Source organism: Pseudomonas sp. ITEM 17296, assembly GCF_028895205.1.
GTDB classification, from domain to species: domain Bacteria; phylum Pseudomonadota; class Gammaproteobacteria; order Pseudomonadales; family Pseudomonadaceae; genus Aquipseudomonas; species Aquipseudomonas kermanshahensis.
The window spans coordinates 185,288-207,491 of record NZ_WJRS01000008.1; the positions used below are offsets into that span (position 1 = coordinate 185,288).

At 63.0% G+C, this 22,204-nt stretch carries 23 protein-coding genes; 9 read left to right on the top strand and 14 right to left on the bottom strand.

All coding sequences use genetic code 11. The features are described from left to right. Window positions 1-210 precede the first annotated feature (210 nt). Genes GIB19_RS12155 through GIB19_RS12170 form a run of 4 tightly spaced genes read right to left on the bottom strand, consistent with a single transcriptional unit; the run spans window position 211 to window position 1,874 of the window. Window positions 211-414, bottom strand: coding sequence for an SEC-C metal-binding domain-containing protein (locus GIB19_RS12155; protein WP_033694179.1), 204 nt, complete (start codon window positions 412-414; stop codon window positions 211-213). Window positions 415-421: 7 nt separating this feature from the next. Then, window positions 422-898 carry an LEA type 2 family protein gene (locus tag GIB19_RS12160; protein ID WP_085273650.1) on the bottom strand — a complete coding sequence of 159 codons (477 nt, stop codon included), beginning with the start codon at window positions 896-898 and terminating at the stop codon, window positions 422-424. A 2-nt stretch (window positions 899-900) separates the two neighbouring features. Further along, entirely contained in the window at window positions 901-1,377 is a 477-nt protein-coding gene (locus GIB19_RS12165) for a YchJ family protein (protein WP_265968781.1), read from the bottom strand. A 2-nt stretch (window positions 1,378-1,379) separates the two neighbouring features. Next, the gene (locus tag GIB19_RS12170; protein ID WP_274886156.1) at window positions 1,380-1,874 is read right to left on the bottom strand and encodes a DUF6231 family protein; all 495 of its coding nucleotides are present in this window, start codon (window positions 1,872-1,874) and stop codon (window positions 1,380-1,382) included. Window positions 1,875-2,033: 159 nt separating this feature from the next. Between GIB19_RS12170 and GIB19_RS12175 the strand changes: the two genes are divergently transcribed. From GIB19_RS12175 to GIB19_RS12185, 3 genes are all read left to right on the top strand, one after another. Then, window positions 2,034-2,726, top strand: a complete 693-nt coding sequence (locus tag GIB19_RS12175) for an OmpA family protein (RefSeq protein ID WP_027594222.1) — start codon at window positions 2,034-2,036, stop codon at window positions 2,724-2,726. A gap of 181 nt (window positions 2,727-2,907) precedes the next feature. After that, window positions 2,908-3,183 (top strand): DUF1145 domain-containing protein, encoded by a 276-nt coding sequence (locus tag GIB19_RS12180; protein ID WP_027594223.1) that lies wholly within the window; start codon window positions 2,908-2,910, stop codon window positions 3,181-3,183. Continuing rightward, entirely contained in the window at window positions 3,176-3,934 is a 759-nt protein-coding gene (locus GIB19_RS12185) for a collagen-like protein (protein WP_274886157.1), read from the top strand. Before GIB19_RS12180 ends, GIB19_RS12185 begins: the two co-directional genes overlap by 8 nt. A 35-nt stretch (window positions 3,935-3,969) precedes the next feature. Here GIB19_RS12185 and GIB19_RS12190 read toward each other — a convergent pair whose 3' ends face one another. Continuing rightward, window positions 3,970-4,434 carry a CopD family protein gene (locus GIB19_RS12190; protein WP_099430252.1) on the bottom strand — a complete coding sequence of 155 codons (465 nt, stop codon included), beginning with the start codon at window positions 4,432-4,434 and terminating at the stop codon, window positions 3,970-3,972. A gap of 97 nt (window positions 4,435-4,531) precedes the next feature. Between GIB19_RS12190 and dinG the strand changes: the two genes are divergently transcribed. From dinG to pdxH, 5 genes are all read left to right on the top strand, one after another. Next, complete coding sequence (dinG, locus tag GIB19_RS12195) at window positions 4,532-6,676, top strand: ATP-dependent DNA helicase DinG (RefSeq protein WP_027594226.1); 2,145 nt, start codon at window positions 4,532-4,534, stop codon at window positions 6,674-6,676. Between the two features lie 81 nt (window positions 6,677-6,757). Beyond that, complete coding sequence (locus GIB19_RS12200; RefSeq protein ID WP_265968782.1) at window positions 6,758-8,995, top strand: beta-galactosidase; 2,238 nt, start codon at window positions 6,758-6,760, stop codon at window positions 8,993-8,995. A gap of 120 nt (window positions 8,996-9,115) precedes the next feature. Then, window positions 9,116-10,261, top strand: a complete 1,146-nt coding sequence (locus GIB19_RS12205; RefSeq protein ID WP_274886161.1) for a serine hydrolase domain-containing protein — start codon at window positions 9,116-9,118, stop codon at window positions 10,259-10,261. A gap of 99 nt (window positions 10,262-10,360) precedes the next feature. After that, window positions 10,361-11,347 (top strand): OmpA family protein, encoded by a 987-nt coding sequence (locus tag GIB19_RS12210; protein ID WP_265968785.1) that lies wholly within the window; start codon window positions 10,361-10,363, stop codon window positions 11,345-11,347. Window positions 11,348-11,366: 19 nt separating this feature from the next. After that, entirely contained in the window at window positions 11,367-12,014 is a 648-nt protein-coding gene (gene pdxH, locus GIB19_RS12215) for a pyridoxamine 5'-phosphate oxidase (RefSeq protein WP_027594230.1), read from the top strand. A 140-nt stretch (window positions 12,015-12,154) separates the two neighbouring features. Here the strand turns inward: pdxH and GIB19_RS12220 are convergent, their stop codons facing one another. Next, window positions 12,155-12,388, bottom strand: coding sequence for a hypothetical protein (locus GIB19_RS12220; protein ID WP_099430249.1), 234 nt, complete (start codon window positions 12,386-12,388; stop codon window positions 12,155-12,157). 151 nt (window positions 12,389-12,539) lie between these two features. On the opposite strand from GIB19_RS12220, the gene GIB19_RS12225 reads away from it, so the two are divergent. Next, window positions 12,540-13,004: a glycine zipper 2TM domain-containing protein gene (locus tag GIB19_RS12225; protein WP_027594232.1), complete on the top strand. Its 465-nt coding sequence runs from the start codon at window positions 12,540-12,542 to the stop codon at window positions 13,002-13,004. 77 nt (window positions 13,005-13,081) lie between these two features. Here GIB19_RS12225 and nhaA read toward each other — a convergent pair whose 3' ends face one another. From nhaA to GIB19_RS12265, 8 genes are all read right to left on the bottom strand, one after another. Beyond that, the gene (gene nhaA, locus GIB19_RS12230; RefSeq protein WP_274886164.1) at window positions 13,082-14,257 is read right to left on the bottom strand and encodes a Na+/H+ antiporter NhaA; all 1,176 of its coding nucleotides are present in this window, start codon (window positions 14,255-14,257) and stop codon (window positions 13,082-13,084) included. Window positions 14,258-14,582: 325 nt separating this feature from the next. Continuing rightward, window positions 14,583-16,196, bottom strand: coding sequence for an NAD(P)/FAD-dependent oxidoreductase (locus GIB19_RS12235; RefSeq protein WP_186682734.1), 1,614 nt, complete (start codon window positions 16,194-16,196; stop codon window positions 14,583-14,585). Window positions 16,197-16,299: 103 nt separating this feature from the next. Further along, window positions 16,300-16,974 carry a COG3650 family protein gene (locus GIB19_RS12240; RefSeq protein WP_274886165.1) on the bottom strand — a complete coding sequence of 225 codons (675 nt, stop codon included), beginning with the start codon at window positions 16,972-16,974 and terminating at the stop codon, window positions 16,300-16,302. 237 nt (window positions 16,975-17,211) lie between these two features. After that, window positions 17,212-17,913, bottom strand: coding sequence for an ABC transporter ATP-binding protein (locus tag GIB19_RS12245; protein WP_085273538.1), 702 nt, complete (start codon window positions 17,911-17,913; stop codon window positions 17,212-17,214). Beyond that, complete coding sequence (gene livG / locus GIB19_RS12250) at window positions 17,914-18,681, bottom strand: high-affinity branched-chain amino acid ABC transporter ATP-binding protein LivG (protein WP_027594237.1); 768 nt, start codon at window positions 18,679-18,681, stop codon at window positions 17,914-17,916. Then, complete coding sequence (locus GIB19_RS12255) at window positions 18,678-19,934, bottom strand: high-affinity branched-chain amino acid ABC transporter permease LivM (RefSeq protein WP_085273537.1); 1,257 nt, start codon at window positions 19,932-19,934, stop codon at window positions 18,678-18,680. Before GIB19_RS12255 ends, livG begins: the two co-directional genes overlap by 4 nt. After that, complete coding sequence (gene livH / locus GIB19_RS12260; RefSeq protein ID WP_008097482.1) at window positions 19,931-20,854, bottom strand: high-affinity branched-chain amino acid ABC transporter permease LivH; 924 nt, start codon at window positions 20,852-20,854, stop codon at window positions 19,931-19,933. Before livH ends, GIB19_RS12255 begins: the two co-directional genes overlap by 4 nt. Window positions 20,855-21,041: 187 nt before the next feature. Then, on the bottom strand, window positions 21,042-22,157 hold the full coding sequence (locus GIB19_RS12265) for a branched-chain amino acid ABC transporter substrate-binding protein (protein WP_027594239.1): 1,116 nt from the start codon (window positions 22,155-22,157) through the stop codon (window positions 21,042-21,044). Between the last annotated feature and the right edge of the window lie 47 nt (window positions 22,158-22,204).

Genomic DNA, 22,204 nt, shown 5'->3' on the forward strand with positions numbered 1-22,204 from the left:
GCCTGAGAGAGAGGCGCGCGACCGCCTTGTTTGTTCGACTCGATATCGTGTCAGGCGCTAAGGGGCCGCGCGCTCATGCGACAGGAATAATTGGCCCGAAACAGATGTGGGAGCAGCCTTGTGCTGCGAAGCGCCGCGCGGGCGGCGCTCGATCTTGAGAGCATCACATCACTCAAGCCCTACACCCAGGCCCTCAGCACAACGTGCCGATCAAGCGCCGTGGCACTTCTTGAACTTCTTCTCGCTGCCGCAAGGGCAAGGATCGTTGCGGCCAACGTCCTTCAGGGCGTTACGAACAGGTTCCTGATGGCCGTGGTTGCAGTGCGGGCCGTGCACATGGCCATGGTCGTGATCGTGGTGGTGATCATGATCGTGGTTGCAGTCAGGGCCATGAACATGAGGTTGCTGGGTCATTGCAAAGTTACTCCGGTATGAAATCACCGGGGATTATCTCACCACTGCGCGACAAGTGCAGGTCTCGGTGGAACAGCAACCCGGTGGCCAGCTCGCCCTGCAAGGTGTAATGCAGCGGTTGCTCACTTTTAAGCAGCTTGGCCAGCGGCTTGAGGTGCTGCCACAGGTTGGTCCGCGCGGTGATCTTGAAGGTGCGCCGGGCATGGCCGCCGACGCTGCGCCACACACTGGTCTCATCCTGCACCAGCAGCAGGTCGTTGAGCCGTATCGAATACGCCAGGCTGCGGATGAACAAGCGGCTGTCATTCGGGTTGTCGACGCGCAGGTGCAGCACGAACTCCTGCTCAAGCAGCCTGGCCTTGACCGTTTCGACCCTGACCAGGTGCACCTCAGGTTCGCGCCAGTCGTCGCCGCCCCAGCTGGCGCAGCCCGCCAGCAGTGCCAGCAGGGCGCCGAGCAGCAGTACGCGGGCCTGGGCGATCATGCTCAGCTGGCCACGTAACTGGCGCAGCATTTCTTGAACTTCTGACCGCTGGCGCAGGGGCAAGGGTCGTTGCGCCCGGCCTTCAGCCCGACCGTGGGGTCGATGAAGTACCAGCGCCCCTCATGCTGGACGAACGCCGAGCGCTCGCGGTGCTGGTGATCGCCGTCCACATCGTGCCAGCGCGCGGTGAAGGTGACAAAACCGTGCTCGGGTTGGCCGCCCAGCACCTCGGCGCTTTCCACCTCCAGCCCCAACCAGGTGCTCTGGGCGCTCCAGCTGGCCATGGCGGCGCGGTCCAGCGCCGCTTGTTGAGCCGGCAGGGTGGTGCTCACCAGGTAGTCGATCAGGCCCAGCACGTAAGCGCTGTAGCGCGAGCGCATCAGCGTCTGGGCATCCGGCGCCGGGGTTCCGGCATGGTAGTGCCCGCAGCAGGCGTCGAGCAGGTTGCCACTGCCGCAAGGGCAGACCGAGACACTCATCATCACCACCAGTACTTTCCAAAATTTTCAGGGTTGGCCCAGAATCGCGCATTGAGCCAGTCCGGGACTTGCTTGTAGTCATGTAGATCATAGGTGAAGAGGCTCAACACCTGCCCTTCACGACGGAATTTTTCGCTGGCAGACAAGGCCAGGGCGAAAAAGTCGGTGTCTTGCCAACCGCAGGCCGAGAGGTCGGCCAGCACCGCAACCCGGCTGGCATTAAGGTTACGAATGCCGCCCAGCAGTTCCAGGCCGGTACGCTTGGGCAGGTGCTCCAGGCAGTCCACCAGCACCGCCAAGTCGAAGCGTTGACCGGCAAGGTCTGCCGGCAACGGGCCAGGTGCAGTCATTGCGATGGCCACCTGCGGGTGTGCCTCGGCAAAGGCGTCCAGTGCGGGGAAGCGCGTGCCTACCAGCAACAGGCGTTGAGGGGTAAAACGCTCGAGCAGGGCCGCCAAGGCCTGCTGGGGCGTGCGCTGGGAAAAACCGTCGGTCATTGCCAATCCTCGTTCAAGTCATCCAAGACTAACGGGCCGCAGCGCCTGGGCAAAGCGGCATGTGACCGCGTCGTGGCTTATTGCTGGCAGGGATGGATTGCGCGGTCTTTACTCCCAGAGATCGGCCTTATGCCGATTCCCCTAGGAGAAGCAACGAAAATGAGCATAGTACGCACAGCGATACCCCTGGTACTGCTCACCAGTGTGTTGACTGGTTGTGCAGGTTTGCAAAAAACCGACTGGCCGAAGTGTGCTGCCGTCGGGGGCGTAGGCGGCGCCGCCTTGGGTGCCATCGAGAGTTCCAGCTGGGCTGGCTGGGGTGCGTTGCTGGGCGGTGGCCTGGCGGCGGGCTATTGCTGGGCCCATGGCGATGGCGACGAGGATGGTGACGGCGTGCCGGACAGCCGTGACAAGTGCCCCGGCACCCCACGCGGTGTGCAGGTCGATGCCAATGGCTGCCCGCCAGAACCGGTCGCGGTGGTCGAGGAAGTCGTGGTGCAGAAGGAAGAGGTCATCGTCATCCGCGATGTGCACTTCGAGTTCGACTCTGCGCGTCTGACCGCCAAGGATAAAGAGCGGCTGAACACCATTGCCACCCGCCTCAAACAGGAAGCACCGAGTGCCCGCCTGAGTGTCAGCGGCCATACCGACAGCGTGGGCTCTGACACCTATAACCAGAAACTGTCCGAGCGCCGTGCCCATTCGGTGACCGATTACCTGGTCGAGAGCGGTGTGCCGCGCAGCAGCTTCGTCTCGATAGTGGGTGCCGGTGAAACCCAGCCAGTGGCTGACAACGCCACGGCCGATGGGCGCGCCATGAACCGTCGCACCGAGATCAAGATCCAGCGGTGACGGCCAGCACCAGCGTCCGCGCCTGGAGCAGTGGCGCGGGCGCAGGCTGCTGGGCAGTTCGATCCGACAAGCGTCACTGCAGGGCCTCTGGCGCACGCCTTGGCATTACAGGTACTGTTGGTCGCACGGCTCGCTCGAACGGGCCGCTTCGACATAACAATAAATGTAGAGGGGCGGGGCTATGAAGTTCATCCTGGGCCTGGGCAAGGTCCTGACCGTTATCTTCTGGGGCGTGGCGCTGTTCAATCTGTTGATGCCGCAACCCTTGCCATTCAATCTTCTGATCAACGCGGCAGGCATTGTCTTGCTGAGCCTGCATGTGCTCGAGGTGTTGTTCTTCAACGCCAGCCTGCGTGGGCGCAGCCACCGTTGGTTCGACCGCTTGCAGATCCTGCTGACGGGGATCTTCCATGTCATGTCCATTCCTCGTGCGCAGGAGGCGCCGCGCAATGCGTAATCTGATGTTGCTGGCGGTGTTGGCCGCGCCCTTGGCCCAGGCCGAAAGCCTTGAAGTGGCTTCCAATTCCATGCTGCGCTTGCCCGACAAGTCGGCCAGCGTGCACCTTGAGTCCCTGCGCGTGGCCGACTCGGCGACGCTGCTTTTGCCTGCCACGCTCACCGAGTTGAAGGTCGATCACCTGCAACTGGGGCGTGAGGCGCGTATCGCCATTGCTCCCGCTGACTACCCGCTGCGCATTGAAGCACGCAGTGCCCGGCTGGGTGAGGGCAGCCAGATCAGTGCCCCGGGTGCGCCAGGCACCTACCAGCGTGCGGCCCGTTCCGGGCGAAGCCTGGACTTGAAGCTGGATGAGTTAGAGGCCGAGCAACTGTCGATCGATGCCCGAGGCGGTGCCGGCGCGCCGGGTTATGCAGGCCTCGATGGTGCCAACGGCCAAGCCGGGGGCTGCACCTGGGGCCAAGCCAGCCGCGGTGCCAATGGCGATGATGGCGGCAACGGGCATGACGGTGCGGCGGGTGGGCGAATTCGCCTGAGTGTGCCGCAGGGCTTTGCTCAATCGCGCATTGTGGTGCGCCTGGATGGCGGTGCCCCGGGCCAGGCTGGCACAGCGGGCAAGGCAGGCAAAGGCGGGGCGAGTAAAGGGTGTTTGGTCTATCGCACCGATGCCGGTGCCAGCGGGCGGGCGGGGCAACCGGGCCAGCCAGGCCTGGCCGGTGCCTCGGGTGAGTTGATTCTGCAGCGCCTTTGACCCGCGCGGGCGGCGCGGCCCAGGGGGCGCGTCGCCTACAGCACCCACCGCGAGCTGGCCACTGCCACCACCGCGATGCCCAGCAGCAGGTTGATGCCGACCATCCGTCGAATCCTGCCCAGTACCGCGGCCCCCGCCGCCCAGTCCTCGGCCTGCACGGCTGTTTTCAGCTCTGGCAGCAGCAAGGCCTGGATGCGCATGAACAGGGCGAACATGGCAATGCCGCCACCGATCATCACATGCACGTACTTGGGCGCGGTCTCGAAGCCTGTGAAGCGCATGTGCAACATGCCGATACCACTGATCGCCAAAATCGCGACAGCCAACCAGACCCATCTGAAGAAGCGTCGGAAAACTTCCACCCACAACCGCAGGCGCGCAGGCCCGTCGAGGGCTGCAACCGTTGCCGGGCGCAGCACTAGCCAGGCGAAGAACATGCCGCCGACCCAGACCAACGCGGCCAGGACATGCAGTGTGTAGGGGAGGGCAAAGGCAAGCATCCGGATCTCCATGCGGCATAAAGGGCAATAGCGGGGTATGATAGCCGCCCATGCGAAACACTGAAAATATATCCAGCCCTCCGGGCGCCTGCAGACCATGATCAGCAACGAACTCAAAGCCACCATCCAGGGCGCCTACTCGCGTTTTCTCGAAGCCAAGAGCCTCAAGCCGCGCTACGGCCAGCGCCTGATGATCGCCGAAGTGGCCAAGGTGCTCGGCGACATCGCCTGCGACGATGAAGGCCGCCGTGCCGGCGAGCCTGCCGTTGTCGCCGTCGAGGCGGGTACCGGTACCGGCAAGACGGTCGCCTATGCGTTGGCCGCGATCCCGGCCGCCAAGGCTGCCGGCAAGCGCCTGGTCATCGCCACCGCGACCGTCGCCCTGCAAGAGCAGATCGTCTTCAAGGACCTGCCCGACCTGATGCGCAGCAGCGGGCTCAATTTCAGCTTCGCCCTGGCCAAGGGGCGCGGCCGCTACCTGTGCCTGTCCAAGCTCGATGTGCTGCTGCAAGAAGGCCACGCACAATCGGCCACCGCGCAGTTGTTCGAGGAAGAAGGCTTCCACATCGAAGTCGACGAGCGCAGCCAGAAACTGTTCAACAGCATGATCGAGAAACTGGCGGGCAACCGCTGGGACGGCGACCGCGACAGCTGGTCCGAAGCCCTGGAAGACCAGGACTGGGCACGCCTGACGACCGATCACAGCCAATGCACTGGCCGCCACTGCCCGAACTTCCAGCAGTGCGTGTTCTATAAAGCGCGCGAGGGCATGGGCAAAGTCGACGTGATCGTCACCAACCATGACATGGTCCTGGCTGACCTGGCCCTGGGGGGCGGCGCGGTGTTGCCCGACCCACGCGACACCATGTACGTGTTCGACGAAGGCCACCACCTGCCAGACAAAGCCATTGGCCACTTCGCGCATTACTCGCGCCTGCGCTCCACGGCCGACTGGCTGGAGCAGACCGCCAAGAACCTCACCAAGCTGCTGGCTCAGCACCCGTTGCCGGGTGACCTGGGCAAACTGATCGAACAGGTGCCGGAGCTGGCACGGGAGATCCGCACCCAGCAGCAGTTCATGTTCACCCTGTGCGAACAGGTCGCGGACTTCCGCCCCAGTGAAGACACCGAGGGCCGTGAACGCCCGCGCTATCGCTTCGAAGGGGGCGTGGTGCCGGAGCAGATCCGCGAGGTGGGCATCGAACTGAAAAAGGGCTTCGCCCGCCTCAACGACCTGTTCACTCGCCTGGCCGACCTGCTGAAGGAAGGCATGGACGGTGAAGTGAATATCGGTATCGCCAGCCACCAGGCCGAAGAATGGTACCCGCTGTTCGGCAGCCTGGTGACCCGCGCACAGGGCAACTGGGAGCTGTGGACGGCCTTCACCGCCGAAGACCCCGAAGACAGCCCACCCATGGCACGTTGGCTGACCCTGGCCGAAAGTGGGGCGTTGTTCGACATCGAAGTCAACGCCAGCCCCATTCTCGCCGCCGAAATGCTCCGTCGCAGCCTGTGGAGTGTCGCCCACGGCGCGCTGGTGACCTCGGCCACGCTCACTGCCCTGGGCAAGTTCGACCGCTACCGCATGCGTTCGGGCCTGCCGCGTGATGCCGTTACCTGCGTGGTCCCCAGCCCGTTCGTGCATGGCGATGCCGGCCTGCTGCGGGTGCCCGACCTGGGCGCCGACCCACGTGATGCGGCGGCGCACACCGCCGCCATCATCCGCGAATTACCCAACATGCTCGATGATGCCCGCGGTGCGCTGGTGCTGTTCTCGTCGCGCAAGCAGATGCAGGATGTGTTCGACGGCCTGGACCGGGACTGGCGCAAGCTGGTGCTGATCCAGGGCAACCTGTCCAAGCAGGAAACCCTGAACAAGCACAAGGCGCGGGTCGATGACGGCCAGCACAGCGTGTTGTTCGGCTTGGCCAGCTTTGCCGAAGGTGTCGATTTGCCCGGTGCCTATTGCGAGCATGTGGTGATCGCCAAGATCCCCTTCGCCGTGCCCGACGACCCGGTCGAGGCGGCCCTGGCCGAGTGGATCGAAGCCCGCGGCGGTAACCCGTTCATGGAAATTGCCGTGCCGGATGCCTCGTTGCGGTTGATCCAGGCCTGTGGCCGGTTGCTGCGGACCGAGCAGGATCGCGGCGTCATCACCTTGCTCGATCGGCGCTTGGTCACCCAGCGCTACGGCAAGGCTATTCTCAATGCGCTGCCGCCCTTCCGGCGGGAGATTTCCTGACGGCCGGAGCACACTGCTCCGGCTTGTTGTCCATCACTCAGTCTTGGGCTCACGAGGGCCCTGAAGGAGAGCCCCAGCCCTATGGTCCGCCGTACCCTGCCTGTCGTATTCGCCCTGTTGTTCAGCTCGCCCTTGCTGGCCGGGCAGCAGACGCTGTTCAGCTTCGTGCGCCCGGCCTCGGTGGTCAACGTGGTGACCGAAGATGCCGGCATGCCGCAGTACAACGCAGAGCAAACGGCCGGGGGGGAGGTGCTGCGGCGTGTGGTGTTCAACCCGGTCGAGCGGCCGACCCTGCGCCTGAGCCCGCAAAGCGGTGCCTGGGACTGGTCGGCCGGGCAGTTCCTGACCTTGCGCCTGCAAAGCGCCATGGATTGGGCGCTGACTGTGGATGTCACCGTGCTGGGCACTGATGGCCGCACGCTGACCAGCCGCATCGACCTGCCAGCCGGGCCGGCCCAGACGGTGATGGTGCCGCTCACGGCCACCTCGCCGTTGAGCCAGGGTATGCGCGCTGGCCCGCCAATGCCGTGGACGTATGCCGGCCAGCGCCTGCTGCTGACCAGTAGCGCGGGCGCGGTAGACCTCAAGCAAGTGGCCTCTGTCAGCCTGACGATCCCCAACCCCAAGGTGGCGCAGAGCCTGCTGATCGAGAAAGTGGGTATTCAGGATGACGACCAGGCCTACAAAGCGGCCTACCACGAGCTGATCGATGCTTATGGCCAGTCCACGCGTGGCCAATGGCCTGAAAAAATCGGCAGCGACGAGCAGCTCAAGGCTGCCGATGTGCGCGAACAGCAGCAACTCAAGGGCTGGCTGGCAGAGCTTGGCAAGCAGCCCCTGGACACCTATGGCGGGCTGCTGGACGGGGCGGCGTTCGAGGCCAAGGGCTTTTTCCGAACCGAGAAGCGTGATGGGCGCTGGTACCTGGTAACGCCGGATGGCCACCCGTTCTACTCGCTGGGTGTCAACGCCGTAGCCGCGGATGGCGGGCGCACCTACGTCGAAGGCCGTGACGGCATGTTCAAGGCGCTGCCCGGCGATAATGATCCGCTGGCGGCGTTCTATGGCAAGGGTAACAACGACGACGGCAATGCCTCGTCGCAAGGGCGCAACTTCAAGCAGGGGCGTTGGTTCGACTTCTATGCCGCCAATATCCAGCGCACCTATGGCAAACCTTGCCCGCCCAGCGTTGAGGGGCAGCCTGCAGTAGAGTGCCCGCCATTCGTGCTGGATGCCTCGCGCTGGCAGACGCACGCGCTCGATCGCCTGCAAGCCTGGGGTTTCAACACCCTGGGTAACTGGAGCGATTCGGCGTTGGGCCAGGCCAAGCGCATGCCCTACACCTTGCCGCTGTCGATTGTCGGTGACTATGCCAGCATCAGCACGGGCATGGACTGGTGGGGCAGCATGCCCGACCCCTTCGACCCCCGGTTCGCCATGGCCACTGAGCGCGCGGTCGCCATCGCCGCCCGGGACCACCGTGATGACCCGTGGCTGATCGGCTACTTCGCTGACAACGAGCTGGCCTGGGCCGCACCGGGCAATGACCCCAAGGCCCGCTACGGGCTGGCCTACGGCACACTGCGCCTGACCACCGACGTGCCCGCCAAGCGCGCCTTCCTCAAGCAACTGCGGGACAAATACCGCAACCAGGAGGGCCTGTCCAAGGCGTGGGGGATTGAACTGTCCGCCTGGGAGCTGATGGAAGACCCCGGTTTCGAGGCCCCCTTGCCCAACCCGGAGCACCCGGAAATCGAGCGGGATTACCAGTACTTCCAGCAGGTGTTCGCCGAGACCTATTTCAAGACCATCGCCGATTCGTTGAAGTGGCACGCGCCCAATCACCTGCTGCTCGGCGGCCGCTATGCGGTGAGCACGCCAGAAGCGGTGAAGGCCTGCGCGGAGTTCTGCGACGTGCTGAGTTTCAACTTCTATACCCTCAAGCCTGAGGACGGTTACGACTTCGCCCGCCTTGCCGAGCTGGACAAGCCGGTGCTGGTGTCCGAGTTCCAGTTCGGCTCCCGCGACCGTGGGCCGTTCTGGCCGGGGCCGTTGGAGGTGGCGCGTGAAGAAGACCGTGGGCCGGCCTATGGCAACTTCCTCAAGGCCGCGTTGGCGCAGCCGATGATCGTCGGTGCGCATTGGTTCCAGTACCTGGACCAACCGGCCAGTGGGCGGCTGCTCGATGGTGAGAACGGGCACCTGGGGCTGGTGGCCATCACTGATGTGCCCTACCCAGGGTTCGTTGAGGCGGTGCGTAAAAACAACCAGCAGGCCATTGGTCAGTTGCGCGCGCAGTTGGCCAAGCCGCAGCCGTGAGCCATCGGGGCCGTCAAACGGCCCCTTTACCTGCGACCACCCAGCCTAAGCCAGTTTGCAAAACCGCCAACTACTGAAACAATGCACGCCATTTTCAGAAGGTCGTACGGAGAACAGTGGGTGCAGATCCAGGGTCACTATGAGCTGAAGTTCGAGGCGGTGCGTGAAGCCTTCGCCGAGTTGTTCGATGATCCCCAGGAGCGTGGCGCGGCGCTGTGCATCCAGGTGGGCGGCGAGACCGTGATCGACCTGTGGGCGGGCAGCAGCGACAAGGACGGGCAGCAGGCCTGGCACAGCGACACCATCGCCAACCTGTTCTCCTGCACCAAGACTTTCACCGCCGTCACCGCCTTGCAACTGGTAGGCGAGGGCAAATTGGCGCTGGATGTTCCGGTCGCGCATTACTGGCCCGAATTCGCTCAGGCCGGCAAGCAGTCCATCACCCTGCGCCAGTTGCTCAGCCATCGCGCTGGCCTGCCGGCCATCCGTGAGTTGCTGCCTGCCGAGGCGTTGTATGACTGGCAGGCGATGGTCGATGCCTTGGCCGCCGAAACCCCGTGGTGGGCGCCCGGCACCGAACACGGCTACGCCGCCATCACTTATGGCTGGCTGATCGGGGAGCTGATCCGCCGTGCAGACGGCCGTGGCCCAGGCGATTCGATCGTGGCCCGTACGGCCCGGCCGTTGGGGCTGGACTTCCATGTCGGCCTGGCGGATGACGAGTTTTACCGTGTGGCGCATATCGCACGCGGCAAAGGTAACCCCGGCGATGCCGCGGCCCAGCGCTTGCTGCAGGTGACCATGCGTGAGCCCGAGGCGCTGTCGACCCGTGCGTTCACCAACCCGCCAGCGATTCTCACCAGTACCAACAAGCCCGAGTGGCGGCGCATGCAGCAACCGGCGGCCAATGGCCACGGCAATGCCCGCAGCCTGGCAGGCTTCTATGCCGGGCTGCTCGATGGCAGCCTGCTCGAGTCCGAACTGCTCGACGAACTCACCCGCGAGCACAGTATCGGCCAGGATCGCACCTTGCTGACCCAGACCCGTTTCGGCCTGGGCTGCATGCTTGACCAGCCCGAGGTGGCCAATGCCACCTTTGGCCTCGGTGCCCGTGCGTTCGGGCATCCCGGCGCGGGCGGCTCAGTAGGTTTCGCGGACCCAGAGCACGATGTGGCATTCGGTTTTGTGGTCAATACCCTTGGCCCGTATGTGCTCATGGACCCGAGAGCCCAGAAGTTGGTCCGCGTCCTTGCCAGTTGCCTTTGATCGGGTAATGCGGGTATTGGCTGACCCCTTTGACTATCCTCAATGTCTACGCGTTAAGTGCGTTGGCAAAATTTCCTTCTATTTCATGGTGTATCGCTGATGTCTTCACATAAAACCTTAGCACTCGCCCTGTGCCTGACCGCCGTTACCGGCTGCGCCAGCCACTCCCCGGACGCCGCGAAGGACAGTGGTTTCAACTGGTGGCCTTTTGGGTCGGACCAGGTTGCCGAGCAGGAAGTGAAGCAAGCCGTCACCGAAAAGGTCGCCAAGGCCGATGCCAAGTCCGAAAGCGCAAGCCGCTGGTGGTGGCCGTTTGGCGGCGACGACACGGCCAAAGGGCCTGTTGTACCGAAGATCGACCAGAAAGCCACCCAAGCCTGGTTGGACGAATACGAGCCCAAGCTGCGTGAAGCGATCAAGGACAGCAAGCTGGAACTGGAGCGCCGTGACAACGTGCTGGCGGTGACCATTCCGGTGGACAGCTCCTACAACCCTGATCGCCCGAACATGCTGCTGCCGATGACCCTGGGCCCGATCACCCGTGTGGCCAAGACCGTCGAGGGCGATTCCAAGACCGCCGTGTTGGTGCTGGGCCATGCCGACAGCAGCGGTGTTGCAGCGGCTAACCAGAAGCTCAGCCTGGAGCGCGCCGCCTCGGTGTCGGCGATTTTCCGCCTCAGCGGCCTGCAACGTGATCGCCTGAGCCTGAAGGGGATGGGGTCGGTAATGCCGCGCGCCGCCAACGACAGCGCCGAAGGCCGTGCACTGAACCGCCGTGTGGAATTGCTGCTGACGCCACAGAACACCATGCTCGCGCTGCTGGCCAAGTACCAACAGGCCGCGCCGGCACCGACCCCAGCGTCGATGGTCGCAGTGCAAGATGCCAAGGCACCTGCCGCCAAGGCCGTCAGCACCAAACCGGCTGCCAAGGCCGCTGCCAAACCGGCCGCGAAAAAGCCTGTCGCCAAGGCCAAGGCACCCGCCAAGACGGCTGCAAAAAGCAAAGCCGCGCCGGCCAAGCCCGCTGCCAAGAAGGCGACCACCGACAAGAAAGTAGCCGCCAACAGCCCTGCGAAGACCAACTGATCGTCAAGGAAACGCAGCCATGACTCAAACCCTGGCCGATATGCGCCGCGACTACACCCGTGATGGCCTGGCAGAAGCCCAGGCCCCGGGGGAGCCGTTCGCTTTGTTCCACCAGTGGTTCGCCGATGCGGTGAAGACTGAACAACCCCCGGTCGAGGCCAACGCCTTGACCCTCGCCACGGTCGATGGCGAGGGCCGGCCCCATTGCCGCGTCTTGCTGCTCAAGGGGCTCGATGACCGTGGTTTTACCTTCTTCACCAACTACGAAAGTGCCAAGGGCCAGCAACTGCAGGCCAACCCTTTCGCCGCCATGACGTTCTTCTGGCCGGCGCTGGAGCGCCAGGTACGTATCGAAGGGCGTGTGGAAAAGGTCACGGCCAAGGAGTCGGACGACTACTACCAGGTGCGACCGCTGGGCAGCCGCCTGGGGGCTTGGGCCTCGCCGCAAAGCCAGGTAATAACCGGCCGCGAAGCGTTGGAAGCGCTGGTAAAGGCGACCGAGGCGCGGTTCTGTGACACTCAGCCGCATTGCCCCGAGCACTGGGGAGGGTACCGTCTGTTGCCTGAGCGTATCGAGTTCTGGCAGGGGCGGGCGAGCCGCCTGCATGACCGGTTGAATTACCGCCTGGTCGATGGGCAATGGCTGCGAGAGCGGCTGGCACCCTGAGATCCTGGGGCTGCTTTGCAGCCCATCGCGACACAAGGCCGCTCCTACAGGAGATCGTGTATCCAGCAACTGGCGCGTTCCCCTGTAGGAGCGGCCTTGTGTCGCGATGGGCCGCAACGCGGCCCCAGCGATCGATCAGGTTACCTCGTATAAGCCGCCGCCTCCCGCTCCAACCACGTCGCCAGCGCCTTGCGCTTGACCTTCTCTTTGCGTGCCTGCTCCAGCCGCTGCAACATATAGTCACGCTTCTGCGCATCCTTCCCGGCCAGCGATAGCGCCAGGTCGCGGTCCATCCAGCGGCGCATGCGCACATACAGCCACCCATGGAAGTACAGCCCTGCGACAGTTGTCACCACGACGATGAAGTAATCCATGGCTATCCTTGGTCTCACTTGAAAGGCCCCACGATACAGTCCATGCAGGCTGTACCCAGGCTGAATGAAAACAATTTTATTGCGTCTGCGTCGTGACAGCCGTCAACGCGCAGCGTCTAATGGACACCGATGACTTTTGGAGATTTTACCTATGCGTAAATCCGCTTTGCTGGTGGCGACCTTTACCACCATGTCGCTGTTGCTGGGGGGCTGTGCCTCGAGCCTGACCGGCGATAGCTACTCCCGTGATGAGGCCCGTCGCGTGCAGACAGTGCGTATGGGTACCATCGAATCCCTCCGTCCGGTCAAGATCGAAGGCACCAAGACCCCAATCGGCGGTGGCGCTGGCGCCATTGTCGGTGGCGTTGCCGGCAGTGCAGTCGGTGGTGGCCGCGGCAGCATCGTTGCTGCCGTAATTGGTGCAGTGGCCGGTGGCCTGGCAGGTTCTGCCGCCGAGGAAGGCATCACTCGCACCCAGGGTGTTGAAATCACCGTGCGTGAAGATGACGGCAGCATGCGTGCCTATGTGCAGGCCGTTCAGGAAAATGAGATTTTCCGGGTTGGCGACCGTGTTCGCATCATGACCGTTGACGGTACCAGCCGCGTCTCGCACTGAGCCTTGACCCGGTTGTAGCGCAACAATAAAAAACCCCGACATGGCCACGCCAGTCGGGGTTTTTTAATGCCACTGTTTTAGTTTGCGAGGGGTTTGCGGCTGGCCATGGCAGTGACGGCATAGCCGATGACCGCGGCGAAGAACGAGCCCGTAAGGATGCCCATGCGGTCCATGCCCGCGTAATCGCTACTGCCTGGCACGAATGCCAGCGAGCCCACGAACAAGCTCATGGTGAAGCCGATGCCACAGAGGATCGCCACCCCCAGCAATTGCCCCCAGTTTGCGCCTGCCGGCAACGCGGCCATGCCAAGTTTGATCGCCACCCAGGTCAGGCCGAACACCCCTACCGTCTTACCCAACAGCAAGCCGACAGTGATACCCAGCGGTACTGGATGAGTGAAGCTGTCCAGGTTCATGCCTGCCAGCGAAACACCGGCGTTGGCGAAGGCGAACAGCGGCAGAATGGCGTAGGCAACCCAAGGGTGCAGGGCATGCTCCAGGGACAGCAGCGGCGACGTTTCGGCGTTGCGGGTGCGCAGTGGGATGCACAGCGCCAGGGCGACACCCGCCAGCGTGGCGTGAACACCGCTCTTGAGCACGCACACCCAAAGCACCAGGCCGATGATCAGGTAGGGCCCGAGTTTGACCACGCCAAGGCGGTTCATGGCCAGCAGCGCTACCAGGCAGGCGCCGGCCAGCAGCAGCGAGACGCTCGACAAGGTGCCCGAATAGAACAGGGCAATGACAATGATCGCACCCAGGTCATCGATGATCGCCAGGGTCATCAGGAACAGCTTCAGCGAGACCGGTACGCGCTTGCCCAGCAGTGCCAGCACGCCAAGGGCGAAGGCAATGTCGGTGGCGGTGGGGATGGCCCAGCCGGCGACCGCAGCCGGGTCGTCGCGGTTGATGAACCAGTAGATCAGTGCGGGTATCACCATGCCACCCACCGCAGCGGTAGCGGGCAGGACTATCTGCGAGGGCTTGGAGAGGTGGCCGTCGACCACCTCGCGCTTGACCTCCAGGCCGATGAGCAGGAAGAACAGCGCCATCAGGCCGTCGTTGATCCACAGCAGCAAGGGCTTGGCGATTTCCAGCGCGCCAACTTTGACCGCCACCGGGACGTCGAGCAGGCCGTTGTACAGGTAGGACAAAGGTGAGTTGTTGATGACCAGCGCAAGAACGGCCGCGGCGATCAGCAGCAGACCGCTGGCAGCTTCGAGCTGAAAGAATCGGGTGAAGAGGCTACGCACGGGCTATGGGCTCTCCCTGAGAGATTAAGGATGGAACGGGCGTACACCCTAGCCTGTGGCGATATGCTTTAAAACAAAAACTATATTCGTTTTTGTTATATGTTATTGCTGCCTAGGCTGTGGCAAGCCTAGACGGTGTTGCGGAATGCGTGGGTAGGGGAAATCCGATTAGCTCTGCAGGCTTTTCTGGCACTGCAGAGCCCCGCAGACTCGATTCCGTGTAGGAGCAGCCTTGCGCTGCGAAGAGGCCAGTGGCAGCACATAGCGCTTCGCTGCTTTCACCGGCCTCTTCGCAGCACAAGGCTGCTCCTACCAGAAGCGGGCCTTATGCGTTCAGCCCGAGCATATCCCGCGCCACCGCCTCGGCAATACGAATGCCATCGACGCCAGCGGACAGAATACCGCCCGCATAACCCGCACCTTCGCCTGCTGGGAACAGCCCCTTCAGGTTCAGGCTCTGGAAGTCCTCACCCCGGGTAATGCGCAGCGGCGAAGACGTGCGCGTCTCGATGCCGGTCAGTACAGCATCGTGCAGGTTGTAGCCCTTGATCTGCCGATCGAATGCCGGCAGTGCTTCGCGGATCGCCTCGATGGCGAAGTCCGGCAAGCTCGGCGCCAGGTCGCCCAGGGTCACGCCCGGTTTATAAGACGGTTCGACACTGCCCAGGGCCGTGGACGGCCTGCCGGCCACGAAGTCGCCAACCAACTGCGCCGGTGCCTGGTAGTTGCTGCCACCCATCACGTAGGCGTGGGCTTCCAGGCGCTCCTGCAGCTCGATACCGGCCAACGGGCCACCCGGGTAGTCGCGTTCCGGGTCGATGCCGACGACGATGCCGGAGTTGGCATTACGTTCGTTACGCGAGTACTGGCTCATGCCGTTGGTAACGACGCGGCCAGGCTCGCTGGTGGCCGCGACCACGGTGCCGCCTGGGCACATGCAGAAGCTGTACACCGAACGGCCGTTCTTGGCGTGGTACACAAGTTTGTAGTCGGCGGCGCCGAGCTTCGGGTGGCCGGCGTACTTGCCCAGGCGCGCCTTGTCGATCAGCGTTTGCGGGTGCTCGATACGGAAGCCGACCGAGAAGGGCTTGGCCTCCATGAACACGCCCTTGGCGTGCAGCATGCGGAACGTGTCGCGGGCACTGTGGCCCAGGGCCAGGACCACATGGCGCGAATGCAGCTGCTCGCCGCTTTCCAATACCACGCCGGTCAGTTGCCCATCATCGGTCAGCAGGTCGGTGACTTTCTCCTGGAAGCGCACTTCGCCGCCCAGGGCGATGATGTCCTGACGCATCTGCTCGACCATACCGGTCAGGCGGAAGGTACCGATGTGCGGCTTGTTGATGTAGAGAATCTCATCGGGCGCACCGGCCTTGACGAACTCTTCCAGCACCTTGCGGCCGTGGTGCAGCGGGTCCTTGATCTGGCTGTACAGCTTGCCGTCGGAGAACGTCCCGGCGCCGCCTTCGCCGAACTGCACGTTGGACTCCGGGTTGAGCACGCTTTTGCGCCACAGGCCCCAGGTGTCCTTGGTGCGCTGGCGCACTTCTTTGCCGCGCTCGAGGATGATCGGCTTGAAGCCCATCTGCGCCAGCAACAGGCCGGCAAAGATGCCGCAGGGGCCGAAGCCGACCACGATCGGGCGTTGCTCGACCTCGGCAGGGGCGTGGCCGACGTACTTGTAGGTAACGTCAGGCGCGACGCCGATGTTGCGATCGTCTGCGAATGTGCGAAGCAGCTCGGCTTCGTTGCTGGCTTCGAGGTCGATGGTGTAGATGAACAGCAGTTCGCTGTTTTTCTTGCGTGCGTCGTAGCTGCGCTTGAACAGGTTGAAGCTGAGCAATTGCTCATCGCGGATGCCCAGGCGCTGGACGATGGCTTCGCGCAGGGCTTCGTCAGGGTGGTCCAGGGGCAGCTTCAGTTCGGTGATTCGTAGCATGGCAGGGTCCAGTATCCCGGCCATGGGCGGCCGGCGGCTTTACACAAACCGCCAAGTATAAGCTGTTCGCCGCCCTGACTGGCAGGATAAAAGCGCCCGGCGATCAGTTGTCGCGTGCACCACCGTAGTAACCGCAGCCTTGTAGGGTCTTGCCATCGATGCGCAGCTCGGCGCGCAAGTGACGGACTGCCCCGGTCGCGCTGTCCACGCAGCGTTGCGGTGCGACCCAAAGCTCCACGTGCTGGCCGTTGGCTTCGCTGGTCAGGGTCAGGCCGCCACCGGGTACTTCTTCTTCCAGGAACGGCAGGGGCAGCGGCGCCTGGCCTACGCGGTTGACGACCATGCCTTTGCCGCTGGCTTTGATGTCCCAGTCGGGTTCGTGGCCGTTGGCACGTAGGGTCAGTTGTTTGAAGTTGGGGTCTTCACAGGCCCGGGTCGAGGGCTCCAGGCGGTACAGGCGGCGGACGTCGAGCTGGCCGTCGGTGTTGGCCTGCTTGCTGCCGGTCAGGCGGCCGCGCACGTCGGCGAACAGCTTGTCGCCAGCATCCTTGGCGAGGTTGGCGGCTTCCTGCAGGATGCCGGTGCTGGCGGCGTCGTTGATCACGAAACGGCGGCTTTCATTACAGGGTTTGAACAGCAACTGGCCCCCGGCGGCGCTCAGTTCGCCCTGCATGCGCGTGGTGCCGATGTTCGGGTCGGCCGGCGTGGCAGCCATGAGCTGGCAGCCGGCGAACAGGGGCAGCATGGCGGCGAGCAGCAGGGAGGGGGTGAGGCGCATGGGGCGGGCTCCGGCGATCGTTGCAAAAGAGCTGGCCACGTTACTCAGGGTGCGCGGCGATCACAAGCTTTGTTGATAGCCTGTGCCGGCCTCTTCGCGGGTAAACCCGCTCCCACAGGTACTGCACAGCTTTCAAAGTCTCTGCTGGTCTGTGGGGGCGGTTTTACCCGCGAAGAGGCCGGCACAGGCCATATAAATGCAGCAGGTAGAACAAAGGGCCCGAAGGCCCTTTGCTCATCAACCACCCAGGTAGGCGTCACGCACCTTCGGGTCACTCAGCAGCGCTTCCCCCGTGCCCTGCATCACCACCCGTCCGTTTTCCAGTACATAGGCACGGTCAGCGATCTTCAGCGCCTGGTTGGCGTTCTGCTCCACCAGGAACACGGTCACGCCGTCACGGCGCAGCTGTTCGATGATGTCGAAGATCTGCTGGATGATGATCGGGGCCAGGCCCAGCGATGGCTCGTCGAGCAACAGCAGCTTGGGCTTGCTCATCAGCGCCCGGCCAATGGCGAGCATCTGCTGCTCGCCACCGGACATGGTGCCGCCGCGCTGGATATAGCGCTCCTTCAGCCGCGGGAACAGCTGCAAGACCTTGTCCAGCTGCTCCTGGTAATCGCCCTTGTCGGTGAAGAAACCACCCATGGCGAGGTTCTCTTCGACCGTCAGGCGGGCGAACACGCGGCGCCCTTCGGGGACTACGGCGATGCTCTTGCGCATGATATGCGAGGAGGTCTGGCCGACCAGTTCTTCACCCAGGTACTTGATGCTGCCACTGTGCGCCTGCGGCGAGCCGCACAAGGTCATCAGCAGGGTCGACTTGCCTGCGCCGTTGGCGCCGATCAAGGTGACGATCTCGCCCTGGTTGATTTCCACGTTGACGCTGTGCAGTGCCTGGATCTTGCCGTAGAAGGTGGAAACGTTCTCGAACTTCAGCATTTACGCTTCCCCCAGGTAAGCCTTGATCACATCAGGATTGTCGCGAATCTGCTCCGGCGTGCCGTCGGCCAGGGGGGTGCCCTGGTTGATCACCACGATATGGTCGGAGATGCTCATCACCAGCTTCATGTCGTGCTCGATCAGCAGCACGGTGACGTTGTGTGATTCGCGCAGGTAGGCGATCAGGGCCTTGAGGTCTTCGGTCTCTTTCGGGTTCAGGCCTGCTGCCGGTTCGTCGAGCATGATGATCCGTGGCTGGGTCATCATGCAGCGGGCGATTTCCAGGCGGCGTTGCTGGCCGTAGGCGAGGGTGCCGGCGGTGCGGTTGGCGAATTCGGTCAGGTTGACCTTCTCCAGCCAGTACTGCGCGCGTTCCATGGCTTCCTTCTCGCTGCGGCGGAAGCTCGGGGTCTTGAACAGGCCTGCGAAGAAGTTGGTGTTCAGGTGCCGGTGCTGGGCGATCAGCAGGTTCTCCAGCGCGGTCATTTCCTTGAACAGGCGCACGTTCTGGAAGGTCCGTACCACGCCCTTGCGGGCGATCTGGTGGCCGGCCAGGCCCTGGATCGGCTGGCCATCGAGCAGGATGGTGCCGCCGCTGGGCTTGTAGAAGCCGGTCAGGCAGTTGAACACGGTGGTCTTGCCAGCGCCGTTCGGGCCGATCAGCGCCACCACTTGTTTTTCTTTGACGGTCAGGGCCACGCCGTTGACCGCCAACAAGCCGCCGAAGCGCATGCTCAGGCCGCTGACTTGCAGAATTTCGCGGCTCATCGACGCAGCTCCATGTGTGGACGTTGCATAGGCAGCAGGCCTTGCGGACGCCAGATCATCATCAACACCATCAGCGCACCGAACATCAGCATCCGGTATTCGCTGAACTCACGCATCAGCTCAGGCAGCAGGATCATCACGATGGCCGCGAGAATCACGCCCAGTTGTGAGCCCATGCCGCCGAGCACGACGATGGCGAGGATGATCGCCGATTCGATGAAGGTGAACGACTCGGGGGTCACCAGGCCTTGGCGAGCCGCGAAGAAGCTGCCGGCGAAACCGGCGAAGCAGGCACCCAGGGTGAATGCCGAGAGCTTGATCACGGTAGGGTTCAGGCCCAGTGCGCGGCAGGCGATTTCGTCTTCACGCAAGGCTTCCCAGGCACGACCGATCGGCATGCGCAGCAGGCGGTTGATGACGAACAGCGCCAGCAAGGCCAGCAGCAGTGCTACCAGGTAGAGGAAGATCACCTTGTTGATCGAGTTGTATTCCAGCCCGAAGAACTCGTGGAAGGTCTGCATGCCCTCGGCGGCACGGCGTTCGAAGGTCAGGCCGAAAAACTCTGGTTTGGGGATGTTGCTGATGCCGTTAGGGCCGCCGGTCCAGTCGGTGAGGTTACGCAGGAACAGGCGGATGATCTCGCCGAAGCCCAGGGTCACGATCGCCAGGTAGTCGCCGCGCAAGCGCAGCACCGGGAAGCCGAGCAGGAAGCCAAAGGTGGCGGCCATCAGGCCGGCGATCGGCAGGCAGACCCAGAAGCTCCAGCCCAGGTAATGCGACAGCATGGCATAGCTGTAGGCACCTACGGCGTAGAAGCCCACATAACCCAGGTCGAGCAGGCCCGCGAGGCCGACCACGATGTTCAGGCCCAGGCCCAGCAACACGTAGATCAGAATCAGCGTGGCGATGTCGACCGCACCGCGCGAGCCGAAGAACGGCCAGACCAGCGCAGCCACGATCAGCCCCATGATGATCCAGCGTTGGGTCTTGGGCAGGGTCAGGTAGTTGCTCACCGCAGGCGGGACCAGCTTGCGATCCGAGCGGCGGCCCATGACCGAACTCCACTGCTTGTCGAACAGCACGCGCAGGAACATCAGCACCGAGCAGACGGCGATGATGCTGATGGTGAACGACCCTTGGCTGTGCACGGCCAGGCTGATGCCGTCGATGCTCAGTTTCAGGCCGAGCACCGGGAAGGCCACGGCCCAGACCAGCAAGGCGCTGAAGAACGCCTGTTTGAGATTTTTGTTCATACTTTTTCAACCTCCGGGCGGCCCAGGATGCCGGTCGGCCGGAACAGCAGGACAAGTACCAAGAGACCGAATGCCACCACATCCTTGTACTGGTCGCCGAAAATGTCGGCGCCGAAGGCTTCGGCCACACCCAGCACCAGCCCACCGAGCATGGCGCCCGGAATGCTGCCGATGCCACCCAGCACAGCGGCGGTGAAGGCTTTGAGGCCCACCAGGAAGCCGGCGTTGGGGTTGATCACCCCGTACTGCATGCTCAGCAGCACGGCCGCCACAGCCGCCAGTGCGGCACCGATGACGAAGGTGAGGGCGATGATGTTGTTGGTGTTGATGCCCAGCAGGTTGGCCATCTTGATGTCCTCGGCGCAGGCACGGCAGGCGCGGCCCAGGCGGGAACGGGAGATGAACAGGGTAAGCAGCGTCATGGCCACCAGGGTGACGACGAACACCAGGATCTGCATGTAGCTGATCAGTACTTCTTCAGCACCGCCTGGCCCGAAGGAGAAACTCCCAGGGATCAGGTTGGGGATGGATTTGTCCTTGGAGTCCTGCGAAAGCAAGACGGTGTTCTGCAGGAAAATCGACATGCCGATGGCGGAAATCAGCGGGATCAGACGGTTGCTGTTGCGCAGGGGGCGGTAGGCAACCCGTTCGATGCTGTAACCATAGGCACTGGTGACGAAGATCGTCGCGACGAAGGCGACGGTCATCAGGATCGGCAGCGAATGGATACCCATCATGGCCAGGCCCGCCAGGGCGATGAAGGCCACGTAGGAACCGATCATGTATACCTCGCCGTGGGCGAAGTTGATCATGCCAATGATGCCGTACACCATCGTGTAACCGATGGCGATCAAGGCATAGGTGCTGCCGATGGTCAATCCATTAACCAGTTGTTGGAAGAAATGGTAGATCTCAGGCATTACAGCGCTCCTAAAAACCTGATTTGCATTTCACTGGCAGGGGTACGGCCAGGAAACCGCGGGTGACGGTTTTAAGATTTTCAGGTGGACCGGCCCCCGGATCGCGGGGATCAGGCCCATGAACCTCGTAAAACAAAGCCCACTGCTCGCACAGTGGGCTTCTACGGTCAGCTATTTAGTCACGCAGTTACTGAGGGGAAACTTCAGTCTTCGGCTTCCCGAAGTGCCATTCGTAGACCACGAATTTGAAGTCTTTCAGGTCGCCCTTGGCGTCGTACGACAGGTCGCCGGTAGGGGTCTTGAAGGTGCCGTTGTGGATGGCTTCGGCAACCTTGGCGGTGTCTTCCGACTTGGCGGCCTTGATGCCTTCAGCGATCAGCTCGACAGCCGAGTAGGCCGGGAACACGAACGGGCCGCTTGGGTCTTTGCCGTCAGCCTTGATGGCGTCGACGATGGCCTTGTTCGCAGGGTCTGCGTCAAACGACTTCGGCAGGGTAACCAGCAGGCCTTCGGAAGCGCCCTGGGCGATCTGCGAAATGGAGTCGTTGCCGACACCTTCCGGCCCCATGAACTTGGCTTTCAGGCCTTTTTCCTGAGCTTGACGCAGGATCAGGCCCAGCTCTGGGTGGTAGCCGCCGTAGTAGACGAAGTCGACGTTGTTCTGCTTGAGCTTCTGGATGATCGAGGAGAAGTCCTTGTCACCGGCGTTCAGGCCTTCGAAGACGGCCACCTTGGTGCCTTTGCCTTCCAGGGTCTGCTTGACCGCGGTGGCGATGCCTTCACCGTACTGCTGCTTGTCGTGCAGGACCGCAACGACCTTGGGCTTGACGTGGTCGGCGATGTAGTTGCCGGCTGCAGGGCCCTGGGCGCTGTCCAGGCCGATGGTGCGGAAGATCAGCTTGTAACCACGGGCGGTGATTTCTGGGCTGGTGGCGGCGGGGGTGATCATGATCACGCCTTCGTCTTCGTAGATGTCGGACGCAGGCTGGGTGGAGCTGGAGCACAGGTGGCCGATGACGAACTTGACGCCGTCGTTGACCACTTTGTTGGCGACTGCCACGGCCTGTTTAGGGTCGCAGGCGTCGTCGTATTCCTTGGCTTCGAGCATCTTGCCATCGACGCCGCCCTTGGCGTTGATGTCTTTGATGGCTTGCTTGGCGCCGATGAACTGCATGTCGCCGTACTGGGTGACAGGGCCGGTCTTAGGCCCTGCGATCCCGATCTTGATGGTATCGGCGGCAAACGAATGGCTGGCTACCCCGGCCAGAACCATTGCGGCGAACAGCTTGGAAATCTTGATCATAGTGCTCCACTCATTCTGTTGTAATTCTTATAGTCCTGGCGGCCAGG